24 protein-coding genes are annotated in these 25655 nt (G+C 70.8%); 22 read left to right on the top strand and 2 right to left on the bottom strand.

From position 1 onward, the window contains the following. Positions 1-69 precede the first annotated feature (69 nt). The 9 genes from alaS (at position 70) to aroB (ending at position 10447) form a co-directional block, all read left to right on the top strand. Complete coding sequence (gene alaS, locus ACJMNC_RS00865; protein ID WP_408946070.1) at positions 70-2772, top strand: alanine--tRNA ligase; 2703 nt, start codon at positions 70-72, stop codon at positions 2770-2772. Beyond that, positions 2769-3230, top strand: coding sequence for a Holliday junction resolvase RuvX (ruvX, locus tag ACJMNC_RS00860; protein WP_408946069.1), 462 nt, complete (start codon positions 2769-2771; stop codon positions 3228-3230). The genes alaS and ruvX overlap by 4 nt, the downstream gene beginning before the upstream one ends. Next, positions 3223-5244, top strand: a complete 2022-nt coding sequence (gene mltG, locus ACJMNC_RS00855; protein ID WP_408946068.1) for an endolytic transglycosylase MltG — start codon at positions 3223-3225, stop codon at positions 5242-5244. The genes ruvX and mltG overlap by 8 nt, the downstream gene beginning before the upstream one ends. Continuing rightward, entirely contained in the window at positions 5244-6074 is an 831-nt protein-coding gene (locus ACJMNC_RS00850) for a shikimate dehydrogenase (RefSeq protein ID WP_408946067.1), read from the top strand. The genes mltG and ACJMNC_RS00850 overlap by 1 nt, the downstream gene beginning before the upstream one ends. A 115-nt stretch (positions 6075-6189) precedes the next feature. Continuing rightward, positions 6190-6606, top strand: coding sequence for a prepilin peptidase (locus ACJMNC_RS00845; RefSeq protein ID WP_408946066.1), 417 nt, complete (start codon positions 6190-6192; stop codon positions 6604-6606). 65 nt (positions 6607-6671) lie between these two features. Next, the gene (locus ACJMNC_RS00840; protein ID WP_408946065.1) at positions 6672-7490 is read left to right on the top strand and encodes a DUF1906 domain-containing protein; all 819 of its coding nucleotides are present in this window, start codon (positions 6672-6674) and stop codon (positions 7488-7490) included. A 71-nt stretch (positions 7491-7561) separates the two neighbouring features. Beyond that, complete coding sequence (aroC, locus tag ACJMNC_RS00835; RefSeq protein WP_408946443.1) at positions 7562-8770, top strand: chorismate synthase; 1209 nt, start codon at positions 7562-7564, stop codon at positions 8768-8770. 29 nt (positions 8771-8799) lie between these two features. Next, positions 8800-9345 carry a shikimate kinase gene (locus tag ACJMNC_RS00830; protein WP_408946064.1) on the top strand — a complete coding sequence of 182 codons (546 nt, stop codon included), beginning with the start codon at positions 8800-8802 and terminating at the stop codon, positions 9343-9345. Beyond that, positions 9338-10447: a 3-dehydroquinate synthase gene (gene aroB, locus ACJMNC_RS00825; protein ID WP_408946063.1), complete on the top strand. Its 1110-nt coding sequence runs from the start codon at positions 9338-9340 to the stop codon at positions 10445-10447. Before ACJMNC_RS00830 ends, aroB begins: the two co-directional genes overlap by 8 nt. A gap of 266 nt (positions 10448-10713) precedes the next feature. Here aroB and ACJMNC_RS00820 read toward each other — a convergent pair whose 3' ends face one another. Beyond that, positions 10714-11205 (bottom strand): B-4DMT family transporter, encoded by a 492-nt coding sequence (locus ACJMNC_RS00820; protein ID WP_408946062.1) that lies wholly within the window; start codon positions 11203-11205, stop codon positions 10714-10716. A gap of 42 nt (positions 11206-11247) precedes the next feature. On the opposite strand from ACJMNC_RS00820, the gene ACJMNC_RS00815 reads away from it, so the two are divergent. The 11 genes from ACJMNC_RS00815 (at position 11248) to ACJMNC_RS00765 (ending at position 23437) form a co-directional block, all read left to right on the top strand. Next, positions 11248-12357, top strand: coding sequence for a M24 family metallopeptidase (locus ACJMNC_RS00815; RefSeq protein WP_408946061.1), 1110 nt, complete (start codon positions 11248-11250; stop codon positions 12355-12357). Positions 12358-12406: 49 nt separating this feature from the next. Beyond that, the gene (gene efp / locus ACJMNC_RS00810; RefSeq protein WP_408946060.1) at positions 12407-12970 is read left to right on the top strand and encodes an elongation factor P; all 564 of its coding nucleotides are present in this window, start codon (positions 12407-12409) and stop codon (positions 12968-12970) included. Then, positions 12957-13424 carry a transcription antitermination factor NusB gene (gene nusB, locus ACJMNC_RS00805; protein WP_408946059.1) on the top strand — a complete coding sequence of 156 codons (468 nt, stop codon included), beginning with the start codon at positions 12957-12959 and terminating at the stop codon, positions 13422-13424. Before efp ends, nusB begins: the two co-directional genes overlap by 14 nt. A 61-nt stretch (positions 13425-13485) precedes the next feature. Then, a complete protein-coding gene (gene pyrR, locus ACJMNC_RS00800; protein WP_408946058.1) occupies positions 13486-14064 on the top strand; it encodes a bifunctional pyr operon transcriptional regulator/uracil phosphoribosyltransferase PyrR in 579 nt (192 codons plus the stop codon). Further along, positions 14061-15065 (top strand): aspartate carbamoyltransferase catalytic subunit, encoded by a 1005-nt coding sequence (locus tag ACJMNC_RS00795; protein WP_408946057.1) that lies wholly within the window; start codon positions 14061-14063, stop codon positions 15063-15065. Before pyrR ends, ACJMNC_RS00795 begins: the two co-directional genes overlap by 4 nt. Then, on the top strand, positions 15062-16348 hold the full coding sequence (locus ACJMNC_RS00790; RefSeq protein ID WP_408946056.1) for a dihydroorotase: 1287 nt from the start codon (positions 15062-15064) through the stop codon (positions 16346-16348). The genes ACJMNC_RS00795 and ACJMNC_RS00790 overlap by 4 nt, the downstream gene beginning before the upstream one ends. Continuing rightward, positions 16345-16917 carry a transporter gene (locus ACJMNC_RS00785; protein ID WP_408946055.1) on the top strand — a complete coding sequence of 191 codons (573 nt, stop codon included), beginning with the start codon at positions 16345-16347 and terminating at the stop codon, positions 16915-16917. The genes ACJMNC_RS00790 and ACJMNC_RS00785 overlap by 4 nt, the downstream gene beginning before the upstream one ends. Further along, positions 16914-18125 (top strand): glutamine-hydrolyzing carbamoyl-phosphate synthase small subunit, encoded by a 1212-nt coding sequence (gene carA, locus ACJMNC_RS00780; RefSeq protein WP_408946054.1) that lies wholly within the window; start codon positions 16914-16916, stop codon positions 18123-18125. The genes ACJMNC_RS00785 and carA overlap by 4 nt, the downstream gene beginning before the upstream one ends. Then, on the top strand, positions 18125-21478 hold the full coding sequence (carB, locus tag ACJMNC_RS00775; protein ID WP_408946053.1) for a carbamoyl-phosphate synthase large subunit: 3354 nt from the start codon (positions 18125-18127) through the stop codon (positions 21476-21478). Before carA ends, carB begins: the two co-directional genes overlap by 1 nt. Then, complete coding sequence (gene pyrF / locus ACJMNC_RS00770) at positions 21475-22314, top strand: orotidine-5'-phosphate decarboxylase (RefSeq protein ID WP_408946052.1); 840 nt, start codon at positions 21475-21477, stop codon at positions 22312-22314. Before carB ends, pyrF begins: the two co-directional genes overlap by 4 nt. Before the next feature lie 91 nt (positions 22315-22405). Next, the gene (locus ACJMNC_RS00765; protein WP_408946442.1) at positions 22406-23437 is read left to right on the top strand and encodes a zinc-binding alcohol dehydrogenase family protein; all 1032 of its coding nucleotides are present in this window, start codon (positions 22406-22408) and stop codon (positions 23435-23437) included. On the opposite strand, the gene ACJMNC_RS00760 is transcribed toward ACJMNC_RS00765, so the two are convergent. Continuing rightward, positions 23434-24510 (bottom strand): alpha/beta hydrolase, encoded by a 1077-nt coding sequence (locus ACJMNC_RS00760; RefSeq protein ID WP_408946051.1) that lies wholly within the window; start codon positions 24508-24510, stop codon positions 23434-23436. The two genes, ACJMNC_RS00765 and ACJMNC_RS00760, sit on opposite strands and share 4 nt — an antisense overlap. 219 nt (positions 24511-24729) lie before the next feature. Here ACJMNC_RS00760 and mihF point away from each other — a divergent pair, with 219 nt between their 5' ends. Beyond that, on the top strand, positions 24730-25044 hold the full coding sequence (gene mihF / locus ACJMNC_RS00755) for an integration host factor, actinobacterial type (protein ID WP_408946050.1): 315 nt from the start codon (positions 24730-24732) through the stop codon (positions 25042-25044). A 2-nt stretch (positions 25045-25046) separates the two neighbouring features. Beyond that, on the top strand, positions 25047-25625 hold the full coding sequence (gmk, locus tag ACJMNC_RS00750; RefSeq protein ID WP_408946049.1) for a guanylate kinase: 579 nt from the start codon (positions 25047-25049) through the stop codon (positions 25623-25625). The last annotated feature ends 30 nt before the right edge of the window (positions 25626-25655 follow it).

Below are 25655 nucleotides of genomic sequence, written 5' to 3'. Positions count from 1 at the left end.
TCCCCAATCAGTTGGCCCGAATAGTTGGTTCCGTGCCACACCGACAGTCGACGAAGGACGTTCAGCCCCGTGCAGACGCATGAAATCCGCAAGCGCTTCCTGGATCATTTCATCCGGGCGGGTCACACCGAGGTGCCGAGCGCCTCGCTGATCCTGGACGATCCGAACCTGTTGTTCGTCAATGCGGGCATGGTGCCGTTCAAGCCCTACTTCCTGGGCGATCAGACCCCGCCGTACGATCGCGCGACCAGCGTGCAGAAGTGCGTGCGCACCCTGGACATCGAAGAGGTGGGCATCACCACCCGGCACAACACCTTCTTCCAGATGGCCGGCAATTTCAGCTTCGGCGACTACTTCAAGCGTGAGGCGATCGAGTTCGCCTGGAGCCTGCTCACCGGCAGTGTCGACGACGGCGGCTACGGCATCGACCCGCAGAAACTCTGGCCCACCGTCTACCTCGACGACGACGAGGCCTTCGCGATCTGGAACGAGGAGATCGGCGTGCCCGCCGAACGCATCCAGCGGCGCGGCATGAAGGACAACTACTGGTCGATGGGCGTACCCGGGCCGTGCGGTCCGTGTTCGGAGATCTTCTACGACCGCGGCCCCGAATACGGCGTCGAGGGCGGCCCCGAGGCCGACGAGGACCGGTACATCGAGATCTGGAACCTCGTGTTCATGCAGAACGAGCGCGGCAAGGGCACCAGCAAGGACGACTACGAGATCCTCGGCCCGCTGCCGAAGAAGAACATCGACACCGGCATGGGCATCGAACGCGTCGCCTGCCTGCTGCAGGGTGTGGACAATGTCTACGAGACCGACCTGCTCAAGCCGGTGATCGACCTGGCCTCCGAACTCACCGGCCGCGGCTACGGCGTGGTCGCCGAGAGCGGAGCGAACGGGGCCGAGGCGCAGCGCCACCACGACGACGACGTCCGCTTCCGGGTCATCGCCGACCACTCCCGTACCGCCGCCATGCTGATCGGCGACGGCGTGGTGCCGGGCAACGACGGCCGCGGCTACGTGCTGCGCCGGCTGCTGCGGCGCGTGGTGCGCTCGATGCGGCTGCTCGGTGCCACCGAGCCGAGCATGGCCAAGATCATCGCCGAGGTGATCGACCTGATGAGCCCGTCGTACCCGGAACTGGCCGAGCAGCGCGAGCACATCCTGGTGACCGCGGTGGCCGAGGAGACCAGCTTCGCCAAGACCCTCGCCTCCGGCTCCAAGCTGTTCGCCGAGGCGGCCACCGCCACCCGCGCGGCCGGGAAGTCGGAACTGTCCGGCGACGACGCCTTCGTGCTGCACGACACCTACGGCTTCCCGATCGACCTCACCCTGGAGATGGCCGCCGAGGCCGGCCTGGAGGTCGACCGCGCCGGATTCGCCGAGCTGATGGCCGAGCAGCGCAGCCGGGCCAAGGCCGACGCCAACGCCCGCAAGTCCGGGCACGCCGACCTGACCGTCTACCGCGAATTCCTCGACCGCGGCCCCACCGAGTTCACCGGTTTCACCGAACTGGTCTCCGAGGCCCGGGTGCTGGGCCTGATCTCCGGCGGCGTGCGGGTGCCGGCCGCGGCCGCGGGCGCCGAGATCGAGGTGGTGCTCGATCGCAGCCCGCTCTACGCCGAATCGGGCGGGCAGCTCGCCGACATCGGCACCATCACCACCAGTGCCGGAGCCCGGCTGGCCGTCAAGGACGTCCAGAAGGTGGGCAAGAAGGTCTGGCTGCACCGGGTGGTGGTCGAGGAGGGCGAGATCGTCGAGGGCGACGAGGTGCTCGCCGCCGTCGACAGCCCCTGGCGGCACGGCGCCACCCAGGGCCACTCGGGCACCCACCTGGTGCATGCGGCGCTGCGGCAGGTCCTCGGGCCCACCGCCACCCAGGCCGGTTCGCTCAACCGGCCCGGCTACCTGCGCTTCGACTTCCACTCGGGTTCGGGCCTGACCGACGCCCAGCGCGAGGAGATCGAGCGGATCAGCAACGAGGCCGTCGAGGCCGACTTCACCGTGAACACCTTCGAGACCGATCTGCCCGCCGCCAAGGCGATGGGTGCGCTGGCCCTGTTCGGCGAGAACTACGGCGATCGGGTGCGCGTGGTGGAGATGGGCGGCCCGTTCTCGATGGAGCTGTGCGGCGGCACGCATGTCTCGGGTACCGCACAGGTGGGGCCGGTCACCCTGATCGGCGAATCCTCCGTCGGCTCCGGTGTGCGGCGCGTGGAGGCCTACGTCGGCATGGACTCGGTGCGCTATCTCTCGCGCGAACGCGCCCTGATGGCGGGTCTGGCCTCGAGCCTCAAGGTGCCCAGCGAGCAGGTGCCCGACCGGGTCGAGCAGCTGGTGGTGCGGCTCAAGGAAGCCGAGAAGGCACTGGCGAGCGTGCGGGCCGAGCAGGCGCGTGCGGCGGTCTCCGGGCTGATCGACCAGGCCCGGACGGTGGGTGGCACGCTGGTGGTGTCCGGGCGGGTGGCCGACGGCGTGGACGCCAACGGCCTGCGCACCCTGGCCACCGATCTGCGCGGCCGGGTCGCCGACCGCGATGCGGTCGTGGTGCTCTTCTCCGCGGCTGACGGCAAGGTGCCCTTCGCCGTGGCGACCACCGAGGCGGCGCGCGGCGCCGGTCTCAAGGCCGGCGACATCGTCAGGGAGATCGCGCCGCTGGTGGCCGGACGTGGCGGCGGCAAGCCGGATCTGGCCCAGGGGTCGGGCACCGACGCGGACGGCATCGATGCCGCGCTGGCCCGCGTGGCAGAGGTCGTCGGCGCCCGGTGATCACCCCGCGCGGCAGACGGCTGGCCCTGGACGTGGGAACGGTCCGGGTGGGCGTGGCGGTCTGCGACCCGGACGGCATCCTGGCCACGCCGGTGGAGACCGTGCAGCGCACCGAGGGCGACGGCGACGTGCAGCGGGTGGCGGCGCTGGCCGCCGAGTACGAGGTGCTGGCGGTGATCGTCGGTCTGCCCCGCACGCTGCGCAACACCGAGGGTGTCGCGGTGGCTTCGGCGAAGGCCTTCGGCGACCGGGTGGCCGCGCTGGTGGACCCGGTTCCGGTGATCTACCACGATGAACGTCTCACCACGGTGACGGCCGCGGGCGCCCTGCGGGCGAGCGGCCGGAAGGGAAAGTCTGCGCGAGCCGTCATCGATCAGGCCGCCGCGGTCGCTATCCTTCAGGGATGGCTCGACGTGCAATCGGCTTCTCAAGGACAGGGACGACTCGCAGGTGACTGACGAAACTCCGAACCGAGGGGACAACCCGCGCAGGGCACGACACGGCAACGGCGACGGTGACGACATCCGTCGGCGGTTCGCGCTCGACGACGACGCCGCTGCGCCGGCCCGCCGGCACCGGCGCCGCCGTGCACCCGGCGATCCCACCACCACCGGCAGCATTCCGGTGGTGCGGACCGACCCGGAGCTGCCGGAGCCGACGGAGGAGTACCGGCGGCCGGAGCGGCCGGCGTACTCGCCCAATCCCTACCTGGAGATCGACTACTCGCAGTCGTCCTTCGGTCCGATCGAGGTGCGGTACCGCAGTACCGAGCCACCCGTCACCCCGCCACCGGCCCCCCAGCAGCCGACGGAAGCACCGCGGGCAGAACCACGGCGTGCACAACCACAGCGGATAGAACCGCAGCGGGAAGAACCGCAGCGGGCAGAACCGCAGCGGGAAGAGCCACAGCGGCCGGTGCCGCCGTCGGAGCCGCCCACAGCGGCGATTCCGGTGCCGCCGGTCAGCGAACCGGAGACGGCGCCGGTGCGCTACCCGGTCCGGGACCAGCCACCGGCCGCAGAGTACGGGGCCGCAGAGTACGGGGCCGCAGAGTACGAAACCGGTGAGCACGAGAGCGCGGCGCCGCCGACCCTGCCCGAGCCGGTAGCGCCGCCGGCCGCCCCGGCCTTCGACATCCTCGATGACGCGGTCGACGAGGAGCCGCGCACCGAGGCCGTCGCCCATGCGGGCGGCTGGGGGCCGCTCGCCGAGCAGGAGCCCACCGCCTTCGCCGAATACGATCCGCCCCCGGGACCGGCGCCGGATCCGGCGGTGCCGACCATTCTCGAGGCCGAACCCGACGAGGAGGCCGCGGCCGACGGTGAGCGGATGCCGGTGCGGCACCGCAACCGCAAAGCGGTGCTCGCCCTGCTGGCCGTGGCGGCGGTGATCATCGTCGTGGCCGTGCTGGGTCTGCGGGCCGTGGGAGTCTTCGACTCCCGCAAGGACTTCGACAGCACCACCGGCGGCACCCATGCGCTGGTGCACATCCCCGAGAACGCCTCCCTCAAGAGCTTCGGCGACATCCTCGCCGATGCGGGGGTGGTCGGCTCGCGGCGGGCCTTCGTCGACGCCGCCGACGGCCGTGCGCTCTCGGCCGGCTACTACGACCTGCCCACCGGCATCTCGGCGCAGACCGCGGTGACCATGATGGAGGGCAACGACCATCGGGTGGGCCGGATCGTCATTCCCGACGGTCTGCAACTCGATTCCAAAGAAGGCGCGGACGGCACGACCACCCCGGGGATCTTCGCTCTGCTGTCCGAGGCGACCACTATGGATGCCGGCGACGATCACTACGGGGTGAGCACCGAGCAGCTTCAGGAGGCTGCGGCCGGCACGTCCGCCGCCGAACTCGGCGTACCGGAGTGGGCCACCGCACCGGTTGACAAGCTCACCGGCGACTACCGGCGCATCGAGGGGTTGATCGCGCCGGGCACCTGGGAGGACATCGACCCGCGGCTGAGCGCGACCGAGATGCTCAAGGACCTGATCAGCCGCAGTTCCGCACGTCTGGAGACCTGGGGTCTGCTGACCGCCAACGAGTCCGGGCTGCTGCCGTACGACGCGCTGATCGTGGCCTCGATCGTCGAACGCGAGGTCAAGCACGCCGACGACTATCCCAAGGTGGCCCGGGTGATCCTCAACCGACTCGCCAGGGACCAGCAGTTGCAGATGGACTCGACCGTCAACTACACGGCCGCCATCACCGACATCGACGTGCACGGCGACAACTACCAGGATGCGAACGCCTGGAACACCTACCAGCGCGACGGACTGCCGGTGACGCCGATCGGCGCGATCGGGGAGCGGGCACTGCAGGCCGTCGAGAAGCCCGCCCAGGGGAAGTGGCTGTACTTCGTGACCGTCGACGAGGAGGGCACCACGCTCTTCGCCAACACCTTCGCCAAGCACAAGCAGAACCGCCAGGTGGCCTGCGAGAACAAGCTGCTGTCCGTCGGTTGCGAGTGATGCCGGCTGCAGCAGGGCCGCGCAGGGCGGCGGTACTCGGTTCCCCGGTGAATCACTCGCGGTCCCCGGACCTGCATCGGGCGGCCTATGCCGCGCTCGGGCTCACCGGCTGGACCTATGAGGCGCTCGACACCACCGCCGAACAGCTTCCCGGCCGGGTCGGCGTGGCGGGCCCCGAGTGGGTCGGTTTCTCGGTGACCATGCCCGGCAAACTCGCCGCGCTGGCCTTCGCCGACGAGCGCACCGCCCGCGCGGAGATGATCGGCTCGGCCAACACTCTGGTCCGGCTGCCCGACGGCCGGTGGCGGGCCGACTGCACCGACATCGACGGGATGACCGGAGCACTCGAGGAATCCGGGCTCCCGGCCGAGGCCGACCACGCCGTGCTGATCGGTGCGGGCGGCACGGCGCTGCCGACCGTTGCCGCCCTCGCCGACTGGGGTATCACGACCGTCGACGTGATCGCCCGGGATGCCGGCCGGGCGGCCGACGTCCTGGAACTGGCCGCTCAGCTGGCGATCACCGCCCGTTTCGTGGCCTTCGACGATCCCGCCGCGATCGCCGACGTGGCCGATGCGTCCGATGTGTGCATCTCCACGGTCCCGGCCCGGGCCGCCGCGGCGCTCGCCGATCCTCTGGCGGGCGTGCCGCGGCTGATCGACGTCATCTACGACCCGTGGCCCACACCGCTCGCGGCGGCGGTCGAGGCCGCCGGCGGGAAGGTGGTCGGCGGCCTGGTCATGCTGCTCAATCAGGCGTACAGCCAGGTCGAGCAGTTCACCGGGCTGCCCGCACCCCGCGAGGCGATGGCCGCCGCGCTGCACGGCTGAACCTCACGCACCGCGCGGCGGTCCGGGCAACCCGGCCGTGGCGGCACTGTGGACGGCGCCGAGGCTGTGGATGCCGGCCTGGCCTGCTCCGGCGCCGCCGGGTGCACTGGGCCTCATGACCGCCGTCGAGATCTGGCCCGAGACGTTCAGCCGCATCGCGTTCTGGCCCGTCGTGGGCTGGCTCGTCCTGCTCGGCTGGGTCGACGCGCGCTCCGGCCTGCTGCCGAACCGGCTGGTGCTCCCCGGTCTGGCCGGGCTGACGGTGGCCGCGGCAGCCCTGGCGCCGACCGCACTGATCTCGGGTGCGGTCGCGGCGGCGCCGTATCTGCTGGGCTTTCACCGCGGGCTGTGCGGTGGTGGCGACGTGAAACTCGCCGCGGCGTGCGGGCTGCTGCTGGCCGATCCGCTCCGGATCCTGCTGGCCGGCTTCCTCGCCGCCGCGGGCACGCTGGTGCTGTGCGCGCTCGCCCGCCGCCGGTCGGTGCCGCACGGCCCCGTGCTGGCCGTCGCCACCATCCTGTTACTGGTGTGACTAGAGTGATGTAAGTGATTTGAGTTACTGTTGAGATCGATTGTCGTCGACTCTGAGGTGACCGCATGTCTTTGCCGCGCCCGACCCCGACCGGGACACCGGTCAGCCGCCGTCGTCTGTTCTCGGGACTGGCCGCCGGCACCGGCCTGGTGGCCCTGGCGGCGGCCGGTGCCGGCGTGCCGGCCCTTGCGAGCGCCGACACCCCGTCGGCCGACACCCTGGCCGGGCTCGCGGCCGGCTCCTCGGAGTTGCCGCCCTCGTCGAGAGCCGCCGGACTGGGCACGATCCTCGACTACGCCGCCGACGTCCCCACGGCCGCCGCCGTTGCGGACGCCGGCTATCAGGGGGTCAACCGTTACGTCTCCCAGCGCCGTCCCGGTGCCGAATGGATGAAGGGCAAACCACTCCAGCGCAGCGAGGCCGATGCCATGCGGGCGGCCGGACTGACCGTGGTCTCGTGCTATCAGTACGGCAAGGCGGCCACGGCCGACTGGCTCGGCGGCTTCCCGGCCGGGGTGGACCACGCCCGGCAGGCGCTGGCCCTGCACGCCGCCGCCGGTGGTCCGGCGACGGCACCGATCTACGCGTCCATCGACGACAACCCCACCCAGACCCAGCTGGTGACCCAGGTGGCCCCGTTCCTGCTCGGCTGGATCTCGGTCCTCGGCCCCGGACGGGTCGGCGTCTACGGTAACGCCCCGACCATCAGTTTCGCCTCCTCCCTGGGGTTGGCGTCCTGGTTCTGGCAGCACGGCTGGGGCACGCCCGCCGGGTACACCCATCCGCGCGCCCACCTGCGCCAGGAGCGAGGGCAGAAGACCGTCGACGGCATCACCGTCGACCTGAACACCGTGCTGAATCCGCAGTACGGGCAGTGGGTCTGAGCCGCCCGGCCACCGGGCCGGACGGTGAAATCGTCGCTGGGCGAGCCTGAAGTTCGCCCGGCGCACCACTTCTGGAACAATTGGGCATCGTGCTGCGATGGACTACTGCCGGAGAATCTCACGGCCCCGCCCTGATCGCCCTCGTCGAAGGCATGATCGCCGGAGTCGAGGTCACCTCGAGCGACCTCGCCGAGCAACTCGCCCGGCGCCGCCTCGGCTACGGTCGCGGTGCCCGGATGAAGTTCGAGGCCGACGAGATCACCGTCGTCGGCGGTCTGCGGCACGGGCGCACCCTGGGCAGCCCGATCGCCATCCAGATCGGCAACACCGAATGGCCCAAGTGGCAGGAGGTGATGGCCGCCGATCCGGTGGATCCGGAGGTGCTCTCCGCCAGCGCCCGCGGCGCCGCGCTCACCCGCCCGCGTCCCGGCCACGCCGACTACTCCGGGATGCTCAAGTACGGCTTCGACGACGCCCGTCCGGTCCTCGAGCGGGCCAGCGCCCGCGAGACGGCCGCCCGGGTGGCCGCCGGTACGGTCGCCCGCAACCTGCTGCGCCAGGTCTTCGGCATCGAGGTGCTCTCGCATGTCATCTCGATCGGCGCGAGCGAGCCCTACGACGGACCGGCGCCGCGCTACAGCGACCTCGCCGCGATCGACGAGAGTCCGGTGCGCGCCTACGGCAAGGACGCCGAGGCCTCGATGATCGAGCAGATCGAGGCCGCCAAGCGCGACGGCGACACCCTCGGCGGCGTCGTCGAGATCCTGGCCACCGGTGCGCCGGTGGGCCTCGGCTCGCACATCAGCGGTGAGACCCGTCTCGACGCCCGGCTGGCCGGCGCACTGATGGGTATCCAGGCCATCAAGGGTGTGGAGGTGGGCGACGGCTTCACCACCGCCCGTCGCCGCGGCAGCGCGGCCCACGACGAGATGGTGCCCGGCCCCGACGGGGTGCTCCGGTCGACCAACCGGGCCGGCGGCCTCGAGGGCGGCATGACCAACGGTGAGGACATCCGCGTCCGGATCGCCATGAAGCCGATCTCCACCGTGCCCCGGGCACTGGCCACCGTCGACATGACCAGCGGCGAACCGGCCAGCGCCATCCACCAGCGCAGCGATGTGTGCGCCGTCCCGGCCGCCGGCGTGGTGGCCGAGGCGATGGTCGCGCTCGTCGTGGCTCAGGCCGCGCTCGAGAAGTTTGGCGGCGACTCGGTGCCCGAGACCTCCGCCAACCTGCGCGGCTACCTCGACGCCGTCGCCGCCCGGCCCCCGCGGCCGTGACCGTCGGGGCGGCCGGAGCCGATCGGCCGGTGGCGGTGCTGACCGGCTTCATGGGCTCGGGCAAATCCACGGTCGGCCGCGCCCTCGCCGACCGCCTCGGAGTGGACTACGTCGACACCGACGCCGAGATCGAACGGCGCGCCGGCCGGCGCATCCCGGAGATCTTCGCCGACGACGGCGAATCCGCCTTCCGCGAATTCGAACGGGCGACCGTACTCGAGGTCCTCGGCCGCGAACGCGGGGTGGTGGCCCTGGGCGGAGGAGCGGTGACCATACCCGAGATCGCCACCGCGCTCGCCGCCCACCACGTGATCTACCTGGAGATCGACGCCCGCGCCGGGTTCGCCCGGGTGGCCGCCTCCGACCGGCCTCTGCTGCGCGACCCCGATCCGGCCGGCCGCTACGGCGAGCTGCTGGCCGGCCGGGTCGACGCCTACCGCGCGGTGGCCGGTCACACCGTGGATGCGACCGTCGCCGTCGCGACGATCGTCGACCAGATCCTCAACGCCCTGCCGGACCCGCGCATTGCGCCGGTCCCGTCCGCCGACCCCAAGGAGGAGCCGACCCATGAGTGAACCGGTGAGGGTGGCCGTCAACGCCGCCGACCCGTACGAGGTGCTGATCGGCCGCGGGCTGCTCGGCGATCTGGCCGAGGCCGTGCGCGGTGCCGATCGGGTGGCCATCGTCTACCAGCCCACTCTCAAGGCCACCGCCGAACAGATCCGCGAGTTCCTCGCCGACCGCGGCTTCGACGCGCACCGGGTGGAGATCCCGGACGCCGAGGAGGGCAAGGATCTCCAGGTCGCCGCCTTCTGCTGGGAGATCTTCGGCCGCATCGGCCTCAAGCGCAACGACAAGGTGGTCTCGCTGGGCGGCGGCGCCGCCACCGACCTGGCCGGCTTCGTCGCCGCCACCTGGATGCGCGGTATCGGGGTGGTGCACGTGCCCACCACGCTGCTGGCCATGGTCGACGCGGCCGTGGGCGGCAAGACCGGCATCAACACGGACGCGGGGAAGAACCTGGTCGGCTCCTTCCACGAACCCGATGCGGTGCTGGTGGATCTGGCGACCCTGGAGACGGTGCCGCCCAACGAGATCATCGCCGGCCTGGCCGAGGTGATCAAGACCGGCTTCATCGCCGACCCGGTGATCCTGGACCTGATCGAGGCCGATCCGGCCGCCGCGGTGGATCCGGCAGGCGATCTGCTGCCCGAACTGATCCGGCGGTCGGTGCAGGTCAAGGCCGATGTGGTCTCAGCCGACCTGAAGGAGTCCTCGCTGCGCGAGATCCTCAACTACGGGCACACCCTCGGCCACGCCATCGAGCGCCGCGAGCAGTACAAGTGGCGGCACGGTGCCGCGGTGGCCGTCGGCATGGTGTTCGCGGCCGAACTGGGCCGGGCCGCGGGCCGGCTCGACGACGTCACCGCCGACCGGCACCGCAGCATCCTCGAGCTCGTCGGTCTGCCGACCGGCTACGACGCCGACGCGCTGGGCGACCTGATGCAGACGATGGCCGGGGACAAGAAGAACCGCTCGGGCCTGCTGCGCTTCGTGATCCTCGACGGACCGGCCAAGCCGGGCCGTCTGGAGGGCCCGGATCCGTCGCTGATCGCCGCCGCCTACTCGGCCATCGCCCGCGACCCCGGCACCGCCACCGGCATCTCGCTCGGCTGACGCGAAAGTCCCCAATAGGCAGTGCCATCGATCTGACGTCGATGGTGCGCGCTATCGGGGACTTTCCTGTCCGGGTGGTGAGCTGTCCGCCTCCGCGATCTTCACGCGACCTCCAGATCTTCACGCGGCTGACCGGTCTGTCGCGCGAACGTCTCGGAGTCGCGTGAAGCTGCGCCGTACGTACTTAACCCCGGATCGGCGGATACGCAGCGAAAAGGCCCGGACTCGTGAAGAGTCCGGGCCTTTCCGGTTGGTCGGGGGAGGAGTCAGACCGCGGCGGGCTGCTCCGGGACCGTCTCGGCGTCGGAGCCCCAGACGTCGGTCTCGTTCTTGCGCTGCTCGCGGCGGATGATCGCGCGGCCCACGCTGGCACCGATGAACGCCGGGACGAAGACCAGCAGGGTGATGAACGAGGTGCCGGCGAAGAGCTCGATCCAGAACGAGGCCTGGCCGATCCCGTTGAGCCAGTAGGTGCCCAGGAACCAGCAGACCACGCAGGACACGACGCCGGCCAGCAGGCCGGCCTTGACCCAGCGGACGGTGAGGTCGGCGTAGTCGTCGGGATCCGGATTGGCGCGGGCATCGCGGATACCGTCCACACCGCCCCACAGCAGCGCCACCAGCACCACGGCGGCGATGGCCAGCCAGCGGTAGGTGGGCGAGGAGACGGGCCAGGCGATGACGGCCGCACCCAGCAGTACACGGGCGACGATCTGCACAATGGACATGACGACGCCACGCAAGAGCCACGATTCCATGGGGAGAACATACCCCGGTGAGACGTGTACAACAATGTGGACATGGCTGTTTCGCAGAACTTAGTCCACCGGCGGCAGGCGCTTGCCGCCCTGCTCACCGAGCGGGGTGCCGACGCGATGCTGGTCAGTGACCTCACCGATGTGCGCTACCTGAGCGGATTCACCGGGAGCAACGGCTCGGTGCTGATCTGGGCGGACGGCGCCGGCGAAGACCCGCTGATCAGCACCGACGGCCGCTACACCGAACAGGTCGCGGCCCAGGCGCCGGAACTGACCGCCCGCATCGCCCGGAACACCGTCGCCGAACTTGCCCGCGCCGCAGCGGCGGCCCGGCCCGGACTGCGCCTGGCCTTCGACGCCGACGCCCTCAGCTACGCGCAGTACCGGGCCCTCGCCGACGACGAGGCGCTGTCCGGCGTGGACCTGGTGCCCACCGCCGCACTGGTGACCGGGCTGCGCGCGATCAAGGACGACGGGGAAGTGGTGTTGGTCACCGAGGCCTGCCGCATCGCCGACGAGGCCCTGGCCGCGCTGCTCGAGCGCGGTGCGGTGGCGCCGGGACGCACCGAACGCCAGATGGCCCGCGACCTCGAATGGGAGATGTACGCCCGCGGCGCGCAGGCCATCGCCTTCGAGACCATCGTGGCGGCCGGGCCGAACTCGGCCGTCCCGCACCACCGGCCCACCGATGCCGTCCTGGCCTCCGGCGACCTGGTCAAGATGGATTTCGGCGCCGTCTACCAGGGCTACCACTCGGACATCACCCGCACCGTCGTCCTCGGTCCGCCGCAGCCCTGGCAGCGCGAGATCTACCAGATCGTCGCCACCGCTCAGCAGGCCGGCCGGGACGCCCTGACACCGGGTGCGGCGCTCGCCGACGTCGACGCCGCGGCGCGCCGGCTGATCGAGGATGCCGGCTACGGCGAGTACTACGTGCACGGTCTCGGCCACGGGGTGGGGCTGCAGATCCATGAAGCGCCGCCGATCGGCGCCACGGCGACCGGTACACTTCCTCTCGGCGCAACTGTCACCGTCGAACCGGGCATCTATCTGCCCGGGCGCGGCGGTGTACGGATCGAGGACACCCTGGTGGTCACCGAGACCGGATCGCGGTTGCTGACGACGACCCCGCGGGATCTGCGGATCCTGTAGCCCCGCGGCGCACACCACGAAGACCGAACACCTGCAAGGAGATACGCGTATGGCGACGACCGCCGACTTCAAGAACGGCCTGGTGCTGAAGATGGAAGGCCAGCTCTGGCAGATCGTCGAATTCCAGCACGTCAAGCCCGGCAAGGGCCCCGCCTTCGTGCGCACCAAGCTGAAGAACGTGACCACCGGCAAGAACGTCGACAAGACCTTCAACGCGGGTGTCAAGGTGGAGACCGCCACCGTGGACCGCCGGGACATGACCTACCTGTACAACGACGGCTCCGACTACGTCTTCATGGACGGCGAGACCTTCGACCAGATCAGCCTCACCCCCGAACTCGTCGGCGACGGCGCCCGGTTCCTGCTGGAGAACATGTCCGTGCAGGTCTCCACCCACGACAGTGAGCCGCTGTCGGTGGAACTGCCGGTCACCGTCGAACTCGAGGTGACCCACACCGATCCGGGTCTGCAGGGCGACCGCTCCACCGGCGGCACCAAGCCGGCCACCGTGGAGACCGGCGCCGAGGTGCAGGTGCCGCTGTTCATCAACACCGGGGACAAGCTGAAGATCGACTCGCGCGACGGCAGCTATCTGGGCCGTGTCAACAGCTGACCGGGGAGGCGAGTCCCGCGGTCGGCATCGGCAGCGGCGGCGCGCCGTGGACCTGTTGTTCGAGGCGGAGGCCAAGGGGGTGCCGGCCACCGAGCTGATCGCCCAGCGGCGGGAGATCTTCGCCACCGACGACAGCGTCGGCGAGATGACCGGCTACGCGGTGCAGCTGGCCGAGGGGGTGACCGCCGAAGCCGATCAGATCGAGGCGGTGATCGCGGCCCGGCTCCAGAACTGGGAGTTCGACCGGCTGCCCGCCGTCGACCGGGCCATTCTGCGGCTGGGAACCTGGGAGCTGCTCTACGCCTCCGACGTCGACCTGACGGTGGTGATCGACGAGGCGGTGACTTTGGCGACCGAGCTCTCGACCGATGATTCGCCGGCCTTCGTCAACGCGGTGCTCGACCGGATCGCGGTTCTCGCCCCCCAGGTTCGGGCGGCGGCCGAACGGGAGTAGACTCAGTCGCCGAAGCAATTTCCTTTAACGGCCGTCCGGTGAGGCGGAGAAGGAGGTCGGCTTGGCCACGCCAGTCGATGGTGCGCGCAGCCGGGTGCTCTTGGACGCATCCGATGTGGGCCGCACCGTAGCGCGGATGGCGCACCAGATCATCGAGAAGACGGCGCTCGACGCCGACGACTCCGGGTCCGTGGTGCTGATCGGCATTCCTACCCGCGGCACCTCGCTGGCGCAGCGGCTCGCCGGGAAGATCGCCGAATTCACCGGTGTGGAGGTGCCCACCGGCTACCTCGACATCACCCTCTACCGCGACGACCTGCGCGACAAGCCGCACCGGCCGCTCGAACGCACCCTGGTGCCCGCGGGCGGCGTCGACGGTGCGCTGGTGATCCTGGTCGACGACGTGCTGTTCTCCGGACGGACGGTCCGTGCGGCGCTGGACGCACTGCGTGACCTCGGCCGGCCGGCCGGAGTTCAGCTGGCCGTCCTGGTCGACCGCGGCCACCGCGAACTGCCGCTGCGCGCGGACTACGTCGGCAAGAACATTCCGACCGCCCGCGACGAAGAGGTCGAGGTGCACCTCGCCGAGCATGACGGCGTCGACGAAGTGGTGCTGTCCACGCCGGAGGCGCGGGCATGAAGCATCTGCTCTCGACGGCCGACCTGAACCGCGACGAGGCCGTCGAGCTGCTCGACGAGGCGGCCCGCTTCGAACAGGCCCTCGCGGGCCGGGAGATCCGCAAGCTCCCCACCCTGCGCGGACGCACCGTGATGACGGTCTTCTACGAGAACTCCACCCGCACCCGGGTCTCCTTCGAGGTGGCCGGCAAATGGATGAGCGCGGACGTGATCAACGTCAGCGCCTCGAGTTCCTCGGTGAACAAGGGCGAATCGCTGCGCGACACCGCCAAGACGCTGCGCGCCGCCGGTGCCGACGCGCTGATCGTGCGCCACCCGGCCTCCGGAGCGGCCGCCCAGATCGCCCGGTGGACCAACGACGGCACCGACGTGCTGGGCCTGCCCAGCACCGGACCGTCGGTGATCAACGCCGGCGACGGCACCCACGAACACCCCACTCAGGCACTGCTGGACGCGTACTCGCTGCGCCGACGGCTCGGCTCGCTCGACGGGCGGCGGATCGTGCTGGTCGGCGACATCCTGCATTCGCGGGTGGCCCGCTCCAACGCGCACCTGCTCTCCACCCTCGGCGCCGAGGTGGTGCTGGTGGCCCCGCCCACCCTGCTCCCGACCGGCGTCGAGACCTGGCCGGTCCGGGTGGGCACCGAGCTCGACGCCGAACTCCCGGCCGCCGACGCGGTGATGATGCTGCGGGTCCAGGCCGAACGCATGAACGGTGGCTTCTTCCCGAGCTCCCGCGAATACTCGGTGCGCTACGGGCTCAGCGACACCCGCCTGGCATTGCTGCCCGATCACGCGGCGGTCCTGCACCCGGGCCCGATGCTGCGCGGCATGGAGATCGGCTTCGACGTGGCCGACGCCCCGCAGACCGTGGTCCTCGACCAGGTGCGCGCCGGTGTGCACGTGCGGATGGCCGTGCTGTTCCGCCTGCTCGCCAGTGACGCCGACCCGGCGCCGACCGAACACCCCCACCCCGACCTCGCAGGAGGGAATCAGCAGTGACCGTCAACGGATCGGTTCTGATCACCAATGTCCGGCCTTACGGCGACGGCGAACCGGTCGATGTCGCGGTCACCGACGGGACGATCACCGCGATCGGCGCAGGCCTGGAGGCCCCCGACGGCGCCGAGGTCCTCGACGGCCGCGGCGGAATCCTGCTGCCCGGCTTCGTCGACCTGCACACCCACCTGCGTGAGCCGGGCCGGGAGGACACCGAGACCGTCGCCAGCGGATCCGCCGCGGCCGCGGCCGGCGGATACACGGCCGTCTTCGCGATGGCCAACACCGACCCGGTGGCCGACAACGCGGCCGTCACCGACCTGGTGTGGCGGCTCGGCCAGGAGGTCGGACTGGTGGATGTGCACCCGGTGGGTGCGGTCACCGTGGGCCTGGCCGGCGAGCAGCTCGCCGAGATGGGCATGATGGCCGCCGGCACGGGCCGGGTGAAGCTGTTCAGCGACGACGGCAAATGCGTCCACGATCCGCTGGTGATGAAGCGGGCGCTGGAGTACTCGAAGGGCCTGGGCGTCCTGATCTCCCAGCATTCGGAGGAGCCGCGGCTCACCGAGGGCGCCGTCGCCCACGACGGGGCGATCGCCGCGCGGCTGGGCCTGACCGGCTGGCCGCGCGCCGCCGAGGAGTCGATCGTCGCCCGCGACGCCCTGCTGGCCCGCGACGCCGGCTACCGCGTGCACGTGGCGCACGCCTCCACCGAGGGCACCGTCGAACTGCTGCGCTGGGCGCGCGGGCAGGGCATCGAGATCAGCGCCGAGGTGACCCCGCACCATCTGCTGCTCGACGACAGCCGGCTCGAGACCTACGACGGCGTCAACCGGGTCAACCCGCCGCTGCGCGAGGAACGCGACAAGCTCGCGCTGCGGGCCGCGCTGGCCGACGGCACCATCGACTGCGTCGCCACCGACCACGCTCCGCACGCCGCGCAGGAGAAGTGCTGCGAGTTCTCCCAGGCCCGCCCGGGCATGCTCGGCCTCGAGACGGCGCTGTCGATCGTGGTCGAGACCATGGTCGGCCCGGGACTGCTCGACTGGCGGGGGGTGGCCCGGGTGATGAGCGAACGTCCGGCGCAGCTGGTCGGGCTCGACGACCAGGGGCGGCCGATCGCCGTCGGCGAACCGGGCAACCTGGCCGTCGTCGATCCGGACGCGCAGTGGACGGTGGCCGCCGACGAGCTGGCCAGCAAGTCGCGCAACACCCCGTACGCCGAGATGACGCTCCCGGCCAGGGTGCTCGGCACCGTGCTGCGCGGGACGGTGACGCACCGATGAGCTGGTACGAATTCGTCGTCATGCTGATCGTGCTGGCGTTCTGGCTCATGCTGGTGGGCCTGGTGCTGCGCGGCTGGCGCAACCGCGGCCGCCGCCAGGAGGAGGCCGTCGGCACACTGCCCGCACCGCCCGCCGAGCCGGGCGAGCCGACGATCGGTCCGCACACCGGCCTGTACCTGGGTGCCACCATGGCGCCGAGCTGGCAGAACCGGATCGCGGTCGGCGATGTCGGCGACCGGGCCACCTGCACCTACGCCCGCTACCCGGGCGGGATCCTGATCGAACGCAACGGCGCCTCGAGCGTCTGGATCCCGGAGGAGTCGATCAGTGCGGTGCGCCCGGAGAACGGCCTGGCCGGCAAGGTCATGTCCCGGGACGGAGTGCTGGTGATCCGCTGGACCCTGCCGTCCGGACTGGAGATCGACACCGGTATCCGCGGCGACGACAAGGACGTGTACCCGCAGTGGAGCGAGGCCTACGAGAAGGTCACCGACGCCACCCGGGAGAAGCTGGCGCAGGAGGATGCGGCCGGCAGCACCACCAACGGCAAGAAGAGGAAGAAGTCATGAGCAGAGCAGTGCTGGTGCTGGAGAACGGCCAGGTCTACACCGGCCGCAGTTTCGGGGCGGAGGGCCAGACGCTGGGGGAGGCGGTCTTCTGCACGGCCATGACCGGCTACCAGGAGACCCTCACCGACCCCAGCTACCACCGGCAGATCGTGGTCGCGACGGCGCCGCAGATCGGCAACACCGGCTGGAACACCGAGGACTCGGAGAGCCTGCTGGGCAAGCGTTCCGAGGTGCGCTGGTCGGCGGAGTTCATCGACCACCACGACCCCGGGAAGATCTGGGTGGCCGGCTACGCGGTGCGCAACCCCACCCGCCGGGTCTCCAACTGGCGTTCGAGCAGCTCCCTCGAAGACGAGCTGATCCGCCAGGGGGTCGTCTCGATCTCCGGGATCGACACCCGCGCCCTGGTGCGGGTGCTGCGTGAGCACGGGTCGATGAAGGCCGGGATCTTCTCCGGCGCCGCACTGGCCGACACCGACGAGCTGCTCGCCGCCGTGCGCAGCCAGCCGTCGATGGCCGGGGCCTCGCTCGCCGACGAGGTGAGCACCGCTGAGACCTACGTGGTCGAAGCCGCCGGCGAACCCCGCTACCGGGTGGCCGCCGTGGACCTGGGGATCAAGGCCAACACCCCGCGCATGCTCGCCGCCCGCGGGGTGGAGGTGCACGTGCTGCCGTCCACGGCGACCCTCGCCGACGTGCAGGCCATCGACCCCGACGGCTTCTTCCTGTCCAACGGTCCCGGCGATCCGGTGACCGCCGACCGGGCCGTCGAGCTGACCCGCCAGGTGCTGGCCGCCAAGCTGCCGACCTTCGGGATCTGCTTCGGCAACCAGATCCTGGGCCGGGCCCTCGGCCGCTCCACCTACAAGCTCAAGTTCGGTCACCGCGGCATCAACATCCCGGTGATCGACGTCGCGACCGGCGAGGTGGCCATCACCTCGCAGAACCACGGCTTCGCCCTCGAGGGCCAGGCCGGCGAAGAGTTCGACACCGACTTCGGGCGCGCCCGGGTCAGCCACGTCTGCGCCAACGACGGCGTCGTCGAAGGCGTCGAACTCCTCGACGGCACCGCCTTCTCGGTGCAGTACCACCCCGAGGCCGCCTCCGGCCCGCACGACGCCGCCAACCTCTTCGACAAGTTCGTCGCCGCGATGGAGAAGTCCCGCACCGAACAGGTCGAAACCGAGCAGGAAGGGACCCGTTCCTGATGCCACGCCGCACCGACATCTCTCACGTCCTGGTGATCGGCTCCGGCCCGATCGTCATCGGACAGGCCTGCGAGTTCGACTACTCGGGCACCCAGGCCTGCCGCGTGCTCAAGGCCGAGGGCCTGCGCGTCTCGCTGGTCAACTCCAACCCGGCGACCATCATGACCGACCCGGAGTTCGCCGACGCCACCTATGTCGAGCCGATCACCGCCGAATTCGTCGAGAAGGTGATCATCGCCGAACGCGACGGCGGCCATCCGATCGACGCCGTGCTGGCCACCCTCGGCGGCCAGACCGCGCTGAACACCGCGGTCGCCCTGTCCGAGCAGGGGATTCTCGACAAGTACGGCATCGAGCTGATCGGCGCCGACTTCGACGCGATCCAGCGCGGCGAGGACCGCCAGATGTTCAAGGACATCGTCGCCAAGGTGGGCGGGGAATCGGCCCGCTCCGCGGTCTGCCACACCATGGACGAGGTCCGCGCCACCGTCGCCGAACTCGGCTACCCGGTGGTCGTGCGGCCGTCGTTCACCATGGGCGGGCTCGGCTCGGGCATGGCCTACGACGAGAGCGATCTGGAGCGGATCGCCGGCGGCGGTCTGGCCGCCTCGCCGACGGCCAACGTGCTCATCGAGGAGTCGATCCTCGGCTGGAAGGAGTACGAGCTCGAGCTCATGCGCGACAACCGCGACAACGTCGTGGTGATCTGCTCGATCGAGAACGTCGACCCGGTGGGTGTGCACACCGGCGACTCGATCACCGTGGCCCCGGCGATGACCCTCACCGACCGCGAGTACCAGATCATGCGCGACCAGTCGATCGCCATCCTGCGCGAAGTGGGTGTGGACACCGGCGGCTGCAACATCCAGTTCGCGCAGGATCCGCGGGACGGCCGGCTGGTGGTGATCGAGATGAACCCGCGGGTGTCGCGGTCGTCGGCGCTGGCCTCCAAGGCCACCGGCTACCCGATCGCCAAGATGGCCGCCAAACTGGCGATCGGCTACTCACTCGACGAGATCACCAACGACATCACCAAGGTGACCCCGGCCTGCTTCGAGCCGACCCTGGACTACGTCGTGGTCAAGGCGCCGCGGTTCGCCTTCGAGAAGTTCCCGGGCGCCGACGACACCCTGACCACCACCATGAAGTCGGTGGGCGAGGCGATGAGCCTGGGCCGCAGCTTCACCGAGGCCTTCGGCAAGGTCATGCGCTCGCTCGAGACCAAGGCGGCCGGTTTCTGGACCGAACCCGACCGGCCGGATCCGGCGTCGATCGACCTCGACGCACTGCTCGCCGAGATCGCGGTGCCGCGCGACGGCCGGATGTACAAGATCATGCAGGCCTTCGAGGCCGGTGCCACCGTCGAGCAGCTCTACGAGGCCACCGCCATCGACCCGTGGTTCCTGGCCGAGATCGGCTGGATCGGGGAGGTCGGCGCACAGGTGCGCGACGCCGACGCGCTCGACGAGGATCTGCTGCGGCTGGCCAAGAGCACCGGCCTGTCCGACCGGCAGATCGCGGCGCTGCGCCGGCACCGGGACCCGGCGGCGGAACTGGGCGACGAGGACGCGGTCCGCGCCCACCGGCATGCGCTCGGGGTGCGGCCGGTCTACAAGACCGTCGACACCTGCGCCGCCGAGTTCGAGGCCAAGACGCCGTACCACTACTCGACCTATGAGCTCGACCCCGCGGCGACCTCGGAGATCGCGCCGCAGACCGACCGGCCCAAGGTGCTGATCCTGGGCAGCGGTCCCAACCGGATCGGGCAGGGCATCGAGTTCGACTACTCGTGTGTGCACGCCGCGCTGACCCTCAGCGAGGCCGGCTACGAGACCGTGATGGTCAACTGCAACCCGGAGACGGTGTCCACCGACTACGACACCGCCGACCGGCTCTACTTCGAGCCGCTCACCTTCGAGGACGTCCTCGAGGTGGTCCACGCCGAGTCCGAGTCCGGGACGGTGGCCGGGGTGATCGTGCAGCTGGGCGGGCAGACCCCGCTGGGGCTGGCGGCGCGGCTGGAGGCCGCCGGGGTGCCGATCGTCGGCACCAGCCCGGCCGCCATCGACCTGGCCGAGGATCGCGGCGAATTCGGCAAGGTGCTCGTCGCCGCCGGCCTGCCGGCCCCCAAGTTCGGAACCGCCACCACCTTCGAAGGCGCACGCGAGATCGCCGCCGGCATCGGCTACCCGGTGCTGGTCCGGCCGTCGTACGTGCTCGGCGGGCGCGGCATGGAGATCGTCTACGACGAGCAGGCGCTCGCCGACTACATCTCCCGCGCCACCGAGATCTCCGACGACCGGCCGGTGCTGGTGGACCGCTTCCTCGAGGACGCGGTCGAGATCGACGTCGACGCCCTGTTCGACGGCACCGACATGTACATCGGCGGCGTGATGGAACACATCGAGGAGGCCGGCATCCACTCCGGCGACTCGGCGTGTGCGCTGCCGCCGATCACCCTCGGCGCCGAGGAGATCGAGGCGGTGCGCCGTTCCACCGAGGCCCTGGCCCGGGGGATCGGGGTGCGCGGACTGCTCAATGTGCAGTACGCCCTCAAGGACGGCGTGCTCTACGTGCTCGAAGCCAACCCGCGGGCCAGCCGCACCGTGCCGTTCGTGTCCAAGGCGACCGCGGTGCCGATGGCCAAGGCCTGCGCGCGGGTGATGATGGGCATGACGATCGACGAACTGCGCACCCAGGAAGTGCTGCCCGCACACGGCGACGGCACCGCGGTGCCGAGCGGCTCACCGATCGCGGTCAAGGAGGCGGTGCTGCCGTTCAACCGGTTCCGCACCCCGGAGGGCAAGGTCATCGACACCCTGCTCTCGCCGGAGATGAAGTCCACCGGTGAGGTGATGGGTATCGACGCCGATTTCGGGCGGGCCTTCGCCAAGTCGCAGGAGGCGGCCGGCGGCTCGCTGCCCACCTCCGGGGCGGTGTTCGTCTCGGTGGCCAACAAGGACAAGGCCTCCATCATCTTCCCGGCCAAACGGCTCGCCGACCTGGGCTTCACCGTCCTGGCCACCGGCGGCACCGCAGAGGTCCTGCGGCGCAACGGCATCGAGGTGACCGAGGTGCGCAAGCACTACGAGGCGGCCGAGGGGGAGGAGTCGGTGGTGGAGATGATCCGCGACGGCCGGGTCGACATGATCATCAACACCCCGTTCGGGCACTCGGGCACCCGCGCCGACGGTTACGAGATCCGGGCGGCGGCGCTCGGTGCGCGGATCCCGTGCATCACCACCGTGCCCGGTGCCGGTGCCGCCGTGCAGGGAATCGAGGCGGCGCTCAGCTCCACGATGGGTGTCGAGTCGCTGCAACGCCGGCAGTCCGCGCTGCGGAGCGGCCGGTGACCACCGCCGGGTTCGGCGACCGGTACCGCGCCGCCGTGGCCGGCCGCGGCCGGCTGTGCGCGGGCATCGATCCGCACCCGGCTCTGCTCGAGCAGTGGGGTCTGCCGGTGTCGGTGGACGGTCTGCGCGCCTTCGGGCAGGCCTGCGTGCAGGGACTCGGTCCGGTGGCGGCGGTCATCAAACCGCAGGTCGCCTTCTTCGAGGCCTTCGGTGCGGGCGGCTTCGCCGTCCTCGAGGACGTGATCGCCGGCTGCCGGGAGGCCGGTGCGCTGGTGCTGGCCGACGCCAAGCGCGGTGACATCGGATCCACGATGGCCGCCTACACCACCGCGTGGCTCGACGACGCCTCGCCGCTGTGCGCGGACGCGGTCACCGCCTCGCCCTACCTGGGCTTCGGTTCCCTCGACCCGGCTCTGACCCAGGCCGGCGCCACCGGGCGCGGTGTGTTCGTGCTGGCCAGGACCTCCAATCCGGAGGGGGCCGCCGTGCAGACGGCCGCCGCGGCGGGGGAGCGCACCGTCGCCCAGTCCATCGTCGACCTGGCCGCCCAGAGCAACGCCGACGGGCGGGGGACGGTCGGTCTGGTGGTCGGCGCGACCCGCGAGCACGGCCTGGATCTGCGGGAACTGGCCGGTCCGGTCCTCTCACCGGGACTCGGCGCCCAGGGGGCGACACCGCAGGACCTGCCGGGAATCTTCGCGGGCACCCTCGACACCGGCTGGCTGCTGCCGGCCGCGTCCCGCAGCATTCTGCAGGCCGGGCCGGAGCCCGCCGCTCTCGCCGCCACCGCGGAGAGCACCCGCGACGCCGTCGAAGCGGCCCTGAGGACCGCGTAGCGGAGCCGAGCGTGGCGAACCGGCCTACCCTGGGGGTATGAGTCCGGAATCGGCAGACGGGGGAGTCGCGGGCGGGCCGCTCCCGGCGACGATGAAGGCGTGGGCGGTGGCCGAGCCCGGGCCGATCGAGTCCTCGCCGCTGCGGCTGCTCGACAAACCGGTGCCCGTCGCCGGACCGGGCGAGTTGCTGGTCTCGGTGCGCGCCTGCGGTGTCTGCCGGACCGATCTGCACGTGGTGGAAGGCGACCTGCCGGTGCATCGTCCGCAGATCACGCCCGGCCACGAGGTGGTGGGGCAGGTGTGCGCGGTTGGCAGCGGTGTGGCGGACTTCGCCGTCGGCGACCGCGTGGGCGTGGCCTGGCTGCACTCGACCGACGGCAGCTGCGCGCAGTGCCGGCGCGGCGCGGAGAACCTGTGCCCGGCCTCGGCCTACACCGGCTGGGACGTCGACGGCGGATACGCCGAGTTCACCACCGTCCCCGCGGCTTTCGCCTACCGGCTGCCCGGCGCCGTCGACGATGTGGCGCTCGCCCCGCTGCTGTGCGCCGGGATCATCGGCTACCGGGCGCTGCGGCGCACCGGCCTGCTCGACGACGGCGCCGACCTCGGCCGACCGGCCCGCCTGGGCCTGTACGGCTTCGGCGGCAGCGCGCATCTGTGCGCTCAGCTCGCGATCGCTATGGGCCTGGAGGTGCACGTGCTCACCCGGGGCCGGCAGGCGCAGGACCTGGCGCGGGAGCTGGGTACGGCGTCGGTGGGCGGCGCCTACGACCGCCCGCCGGTCGAGCTCGATGCGGCGATCACCTTCGCGCCGGCCGGGGAGCTGGTCCCGGTGATCCTGCGGGCCCTGGGCCGGGGCGGCGTCCTGGCCGTGGCGGGCATCCACCTCAGCGACATACCGCCGCTGCGATACGAGGAGGAGCTCTTCTACGAGAAGGAACTCCGCTCGGTGACCGCCAACACCCGGGCCGACGGCCGCGAGTTCCTGGAGCTGGTCCAGCGCTACGGGGTGCGCGCCACCACGCACCCGTATCCGTTCTCCCGCGCCGATCAGGCGCTGGCCGATCTCAAGGCCGGCCGCTTCGACGGCGCCGCCGTCCTGGTGCCCGATCCCGCCGGTTAGATCCGGTCGGCGTCGAGCCGCGCGCGGAACGCCTGCACCGCCGGCCAGGTGTGCTGAGCGGCGTCGGCGCCGGTCAGCATGCCCAGATGGCTCGATTCGATCGTGTGGAACTCCACGTGCTGGGATCCGGTGAACAGTTCGGTGCCCCAGGCGGCCGCGGCGTGCGAGACGATGGCGTCGCGGTGGGAGCCGGTGAGGAAGATCGGCGCGGTGATGCTGTGCAGATCCACGGTGTGCCGGTCGAAGTGCAGCACGCCGTCGGTGATCTCGTTGCGCACCACCAGGTTGACCAGCATCTGTTCGGCCACCTTGCCCGGATATCCGGGCAGCGAGTCCTGGAAACGGTCGATCACCTGCATCCGGCTCAGCGCCTCCCGATCGTGCAGGTTCCGCAGAATGTAGGCGGGCTTGCGCAGTTCGCGATCCCAGGAGGTGGCGCGGTACGCCGCGCGCACCAGCGGAGCCGGAATGCCCGCGAGCGCGCGCAGCAGATAGGTGGCCGGCCGCCCGCCGGTGGGCCCGAGCACCGCACGCACCAGGGGATAGGGCTGAATCTTGGTGTAGTTCAACGGAGTTCCGACGGTGATGATCGACCGGATGGGCAGCCCCGGATCGTTGGCGGCGGTCATGAAACTGAGGGTGCCGCCCAGGCTCCAGGCCATCAGGTCCACGGCATCGGTCGCACCCGCGAAGTCGGCCACCACCTGGCCGATCGCCCTCGGCACCAGATGATCGAAGTAGGTCTCGAAGCCGATGTGCCGGTCGGCGCGCGAGACGTCGCCGAAGTCCACCACATACGGCACCGTGCCGGTCGAGAGCAGGAACTCGACCACCGAATTGGCCGGCTGGGCGTGCGGGGCGAGGTCGTAGGCGAAGGCCGGCACGGCCAGCGGCGGAACCAGCAGCACCGGCACGGCCCCGTCCCGGCGGGCCTGATCGAGCTGTTCGTCGGAGCCGTACCGGAGGAGCCGGGCATGCGGCCGATCGGACACCACGGTGTGCTCGGTGGTGGCGGTCGGGGCGAGGTCGCCGCGCAGGAGCTGGCTGAGGGTTCGCAGGTCAGTCGGCTGCATGCAGCGACACGCTACTGTGAGCGGCGAGAGGCGACTCGCCCGGGGGTGGGTGTTCGTGCGGCGCCACGCCAGGGGGTACCGTCTCTCCTGGTCATCACGATGAACGGTTACGATCGTCGTGAGCGCCGAGGTCCTGACAGACCCCGGGTGCACTACCGCCGGAAGTTGAGATAGCTTCGGTGGACCAACCGAACCGCAAACACGAAAGACGGAGGAACCGTGGCTCTTCCCCAGTTGACAGACGAGCAGCGTAAGGCGGCGCTGGAGAAGGCGGCTGCTGCCCGTCGTGCCCGTGCCGAGCTGAAGGAGCGTCTCAAGCGGGGCGGCACCGATCTCAAGCAGGTGCTGGCCGACGCCGAGAACGACGAGATCCTGGGCAAGATGAAGGTCTCGGCCCTGCTCGAAGCCCTGCCGAAGGTGGGCAAGGTCAAGGCGCAGGAGATCATGACCGAGCTCGAGATCGCGCCGACCCGCCGCCTGCGCGGTCTGGGCGACCGCCAGCGCAAGGCCCTGCTCGAGAAGTTCCCCAGCTGAGCGTGCCCGCTGAACCAACCCCGGCGAGGGGCCGACTGCTTGTGCTGGTCGGCCCCTCGGCCGTTGGGAAGTCGACGGTGGTGGCCCGGCTCCGTGAGCAGGTGCCCGGCCTGAACTTCAGCGTCTCGGCCACCACCCGTGACCCGCGTCCGGGCGAACAGCACGGCCGCGACTACTACTTCGTCAGCCGGCCCGAGTTCGACGCGATGATCGATCGCGGCGAGATGCTCGAGTGGGCTGACATCCACGGCGGGCTGCAGCGTTCGGGAACGCCCGCCGCACCGGTGCTGCAGGCCCTCGAGGCCGGCGACCCGGTGCTGGTGGAGGTGGATCTGGCCGGCGCGCGCGCCGTGCGCGAGGCACTGCCCGAGGCGATCACCGTCTTTCTCGCGCCGCCGAGCTGGGACGAACTGGTGACCCGGCTCACCGGCCGCGGCACCGAGACCCCCGAGGCGATCGAGCGCCGGCTGCAGACCGCACGCGTCGAGATGGACGCCCGCGACGAGTTCCAACACGTCGTGGTGAACGACGATGTCGACGCGGCGGTGCAGCAGTTGGTAAACTTGCTGATCGGCCACTAGAGAACCTCTCGGCCGGAGCCTCCGGCTCGC

It is taken from the genome of Gordonia sp. VNK21, from assembly GCF_046098115.1.
Lineage (GTDB): Bacteria > Actinomycetota > Actinomycetes > Mycobacteriales > Mycobacteriaceae > Gordonia.
Note: the sequence above shows the minus strand (reverse complement) of the source record. Positions and strands in the feature narration are given on the sequence as shown.

Coding starts and splice junctions, on each gene's coding strand:
- ACJMNC_RS00850 (WP_408946067.1), top strand. CDS start 5,244: ATGCCGGCTGCAGCAGGGCCGCGCAGGGCGGCGGTACTCGGTTCCCCG.
- aroB (WP_408946063.1), top strand. CDS start 9,338: ATGAGTGAACCGGTGAGGGTGGCCGTCAACGCCGCCGACCCGTACGAG.
- ACJMNC_RS00795 (WP_408946057.1), top strand. CDS start 14,061: ATGAAGCATCTGCTCTCGACGGCCGACCTGAACCGCGACGAGGCCGTC.
- ACJMNC_RS00760 (WP_408946051.1), bottom strand. CDS start 24,510: ATGCAGCCGACTGACCTGCGAACCCTCAGCCAGCTCCTGCGCGGCGAC.
- ACJMNC_RS00765 (WP_408946442.1), top strand. CDS start 22,406: ATGAAGGCGTGGGCGGTGGCCGAGCCCGGGCCGATCGAGTCCTCGCCG.
- ACJMNC_RS00845 (WP_408946066.1), top strand. CDS start 6,190: ATGACCGCCGTCGAGATCTGGCCCGAGACGTTCAGCCGCATCGCGTTC.
- carA (WP_408946054.1), top strand. CDS start 16,914: ATGAGCAGAGCAGTGCTGGTGCTGGAGAACGGCCAGGTCTACACCGGC.
- ACJMNC_RS00820 (WP_408946062.1), bottom strand. CDS start 11,205: ATGGAATCGTGGCTCTTGCGTGGCGTCGTCATGTCCATTGTGCAGATC.
- carB (WP_408946053.1), top strand. CDS start 18,125: ATGCCACGCCGCACCGACATCTCTCACGTCCTGGTGATCGGCTCCGGC.
- ACJMNC_RS00815 (WP_408946061.1), top strand. CDS start 11,248: ATGGCTGTTTCGCAGAACTTAGTCCACCGGCGGCAGGCGCTTGCCGCC.
- ACJMNC_RS00785 (WP_408946055.1), top strand. CDS start 16,345: ATGAGCTGGTACGAATTCGTCGTCATGCTGATCGTGCTGGCGTTCTGG.
- ACJMNC_RS00840 (WP_408946065.1), top strand. CDS start 6,672: ATGTCTTTGCCGCGCCCGACCCCGACCGGGACACCGGTCAGCCGCCGT.
- efp (WP_408946060.1), top strand. CDS start 12,407: ATGGCGACGACCGCCGACTTCAAGAACGGCCTGGTGCTGAAGATGGAA.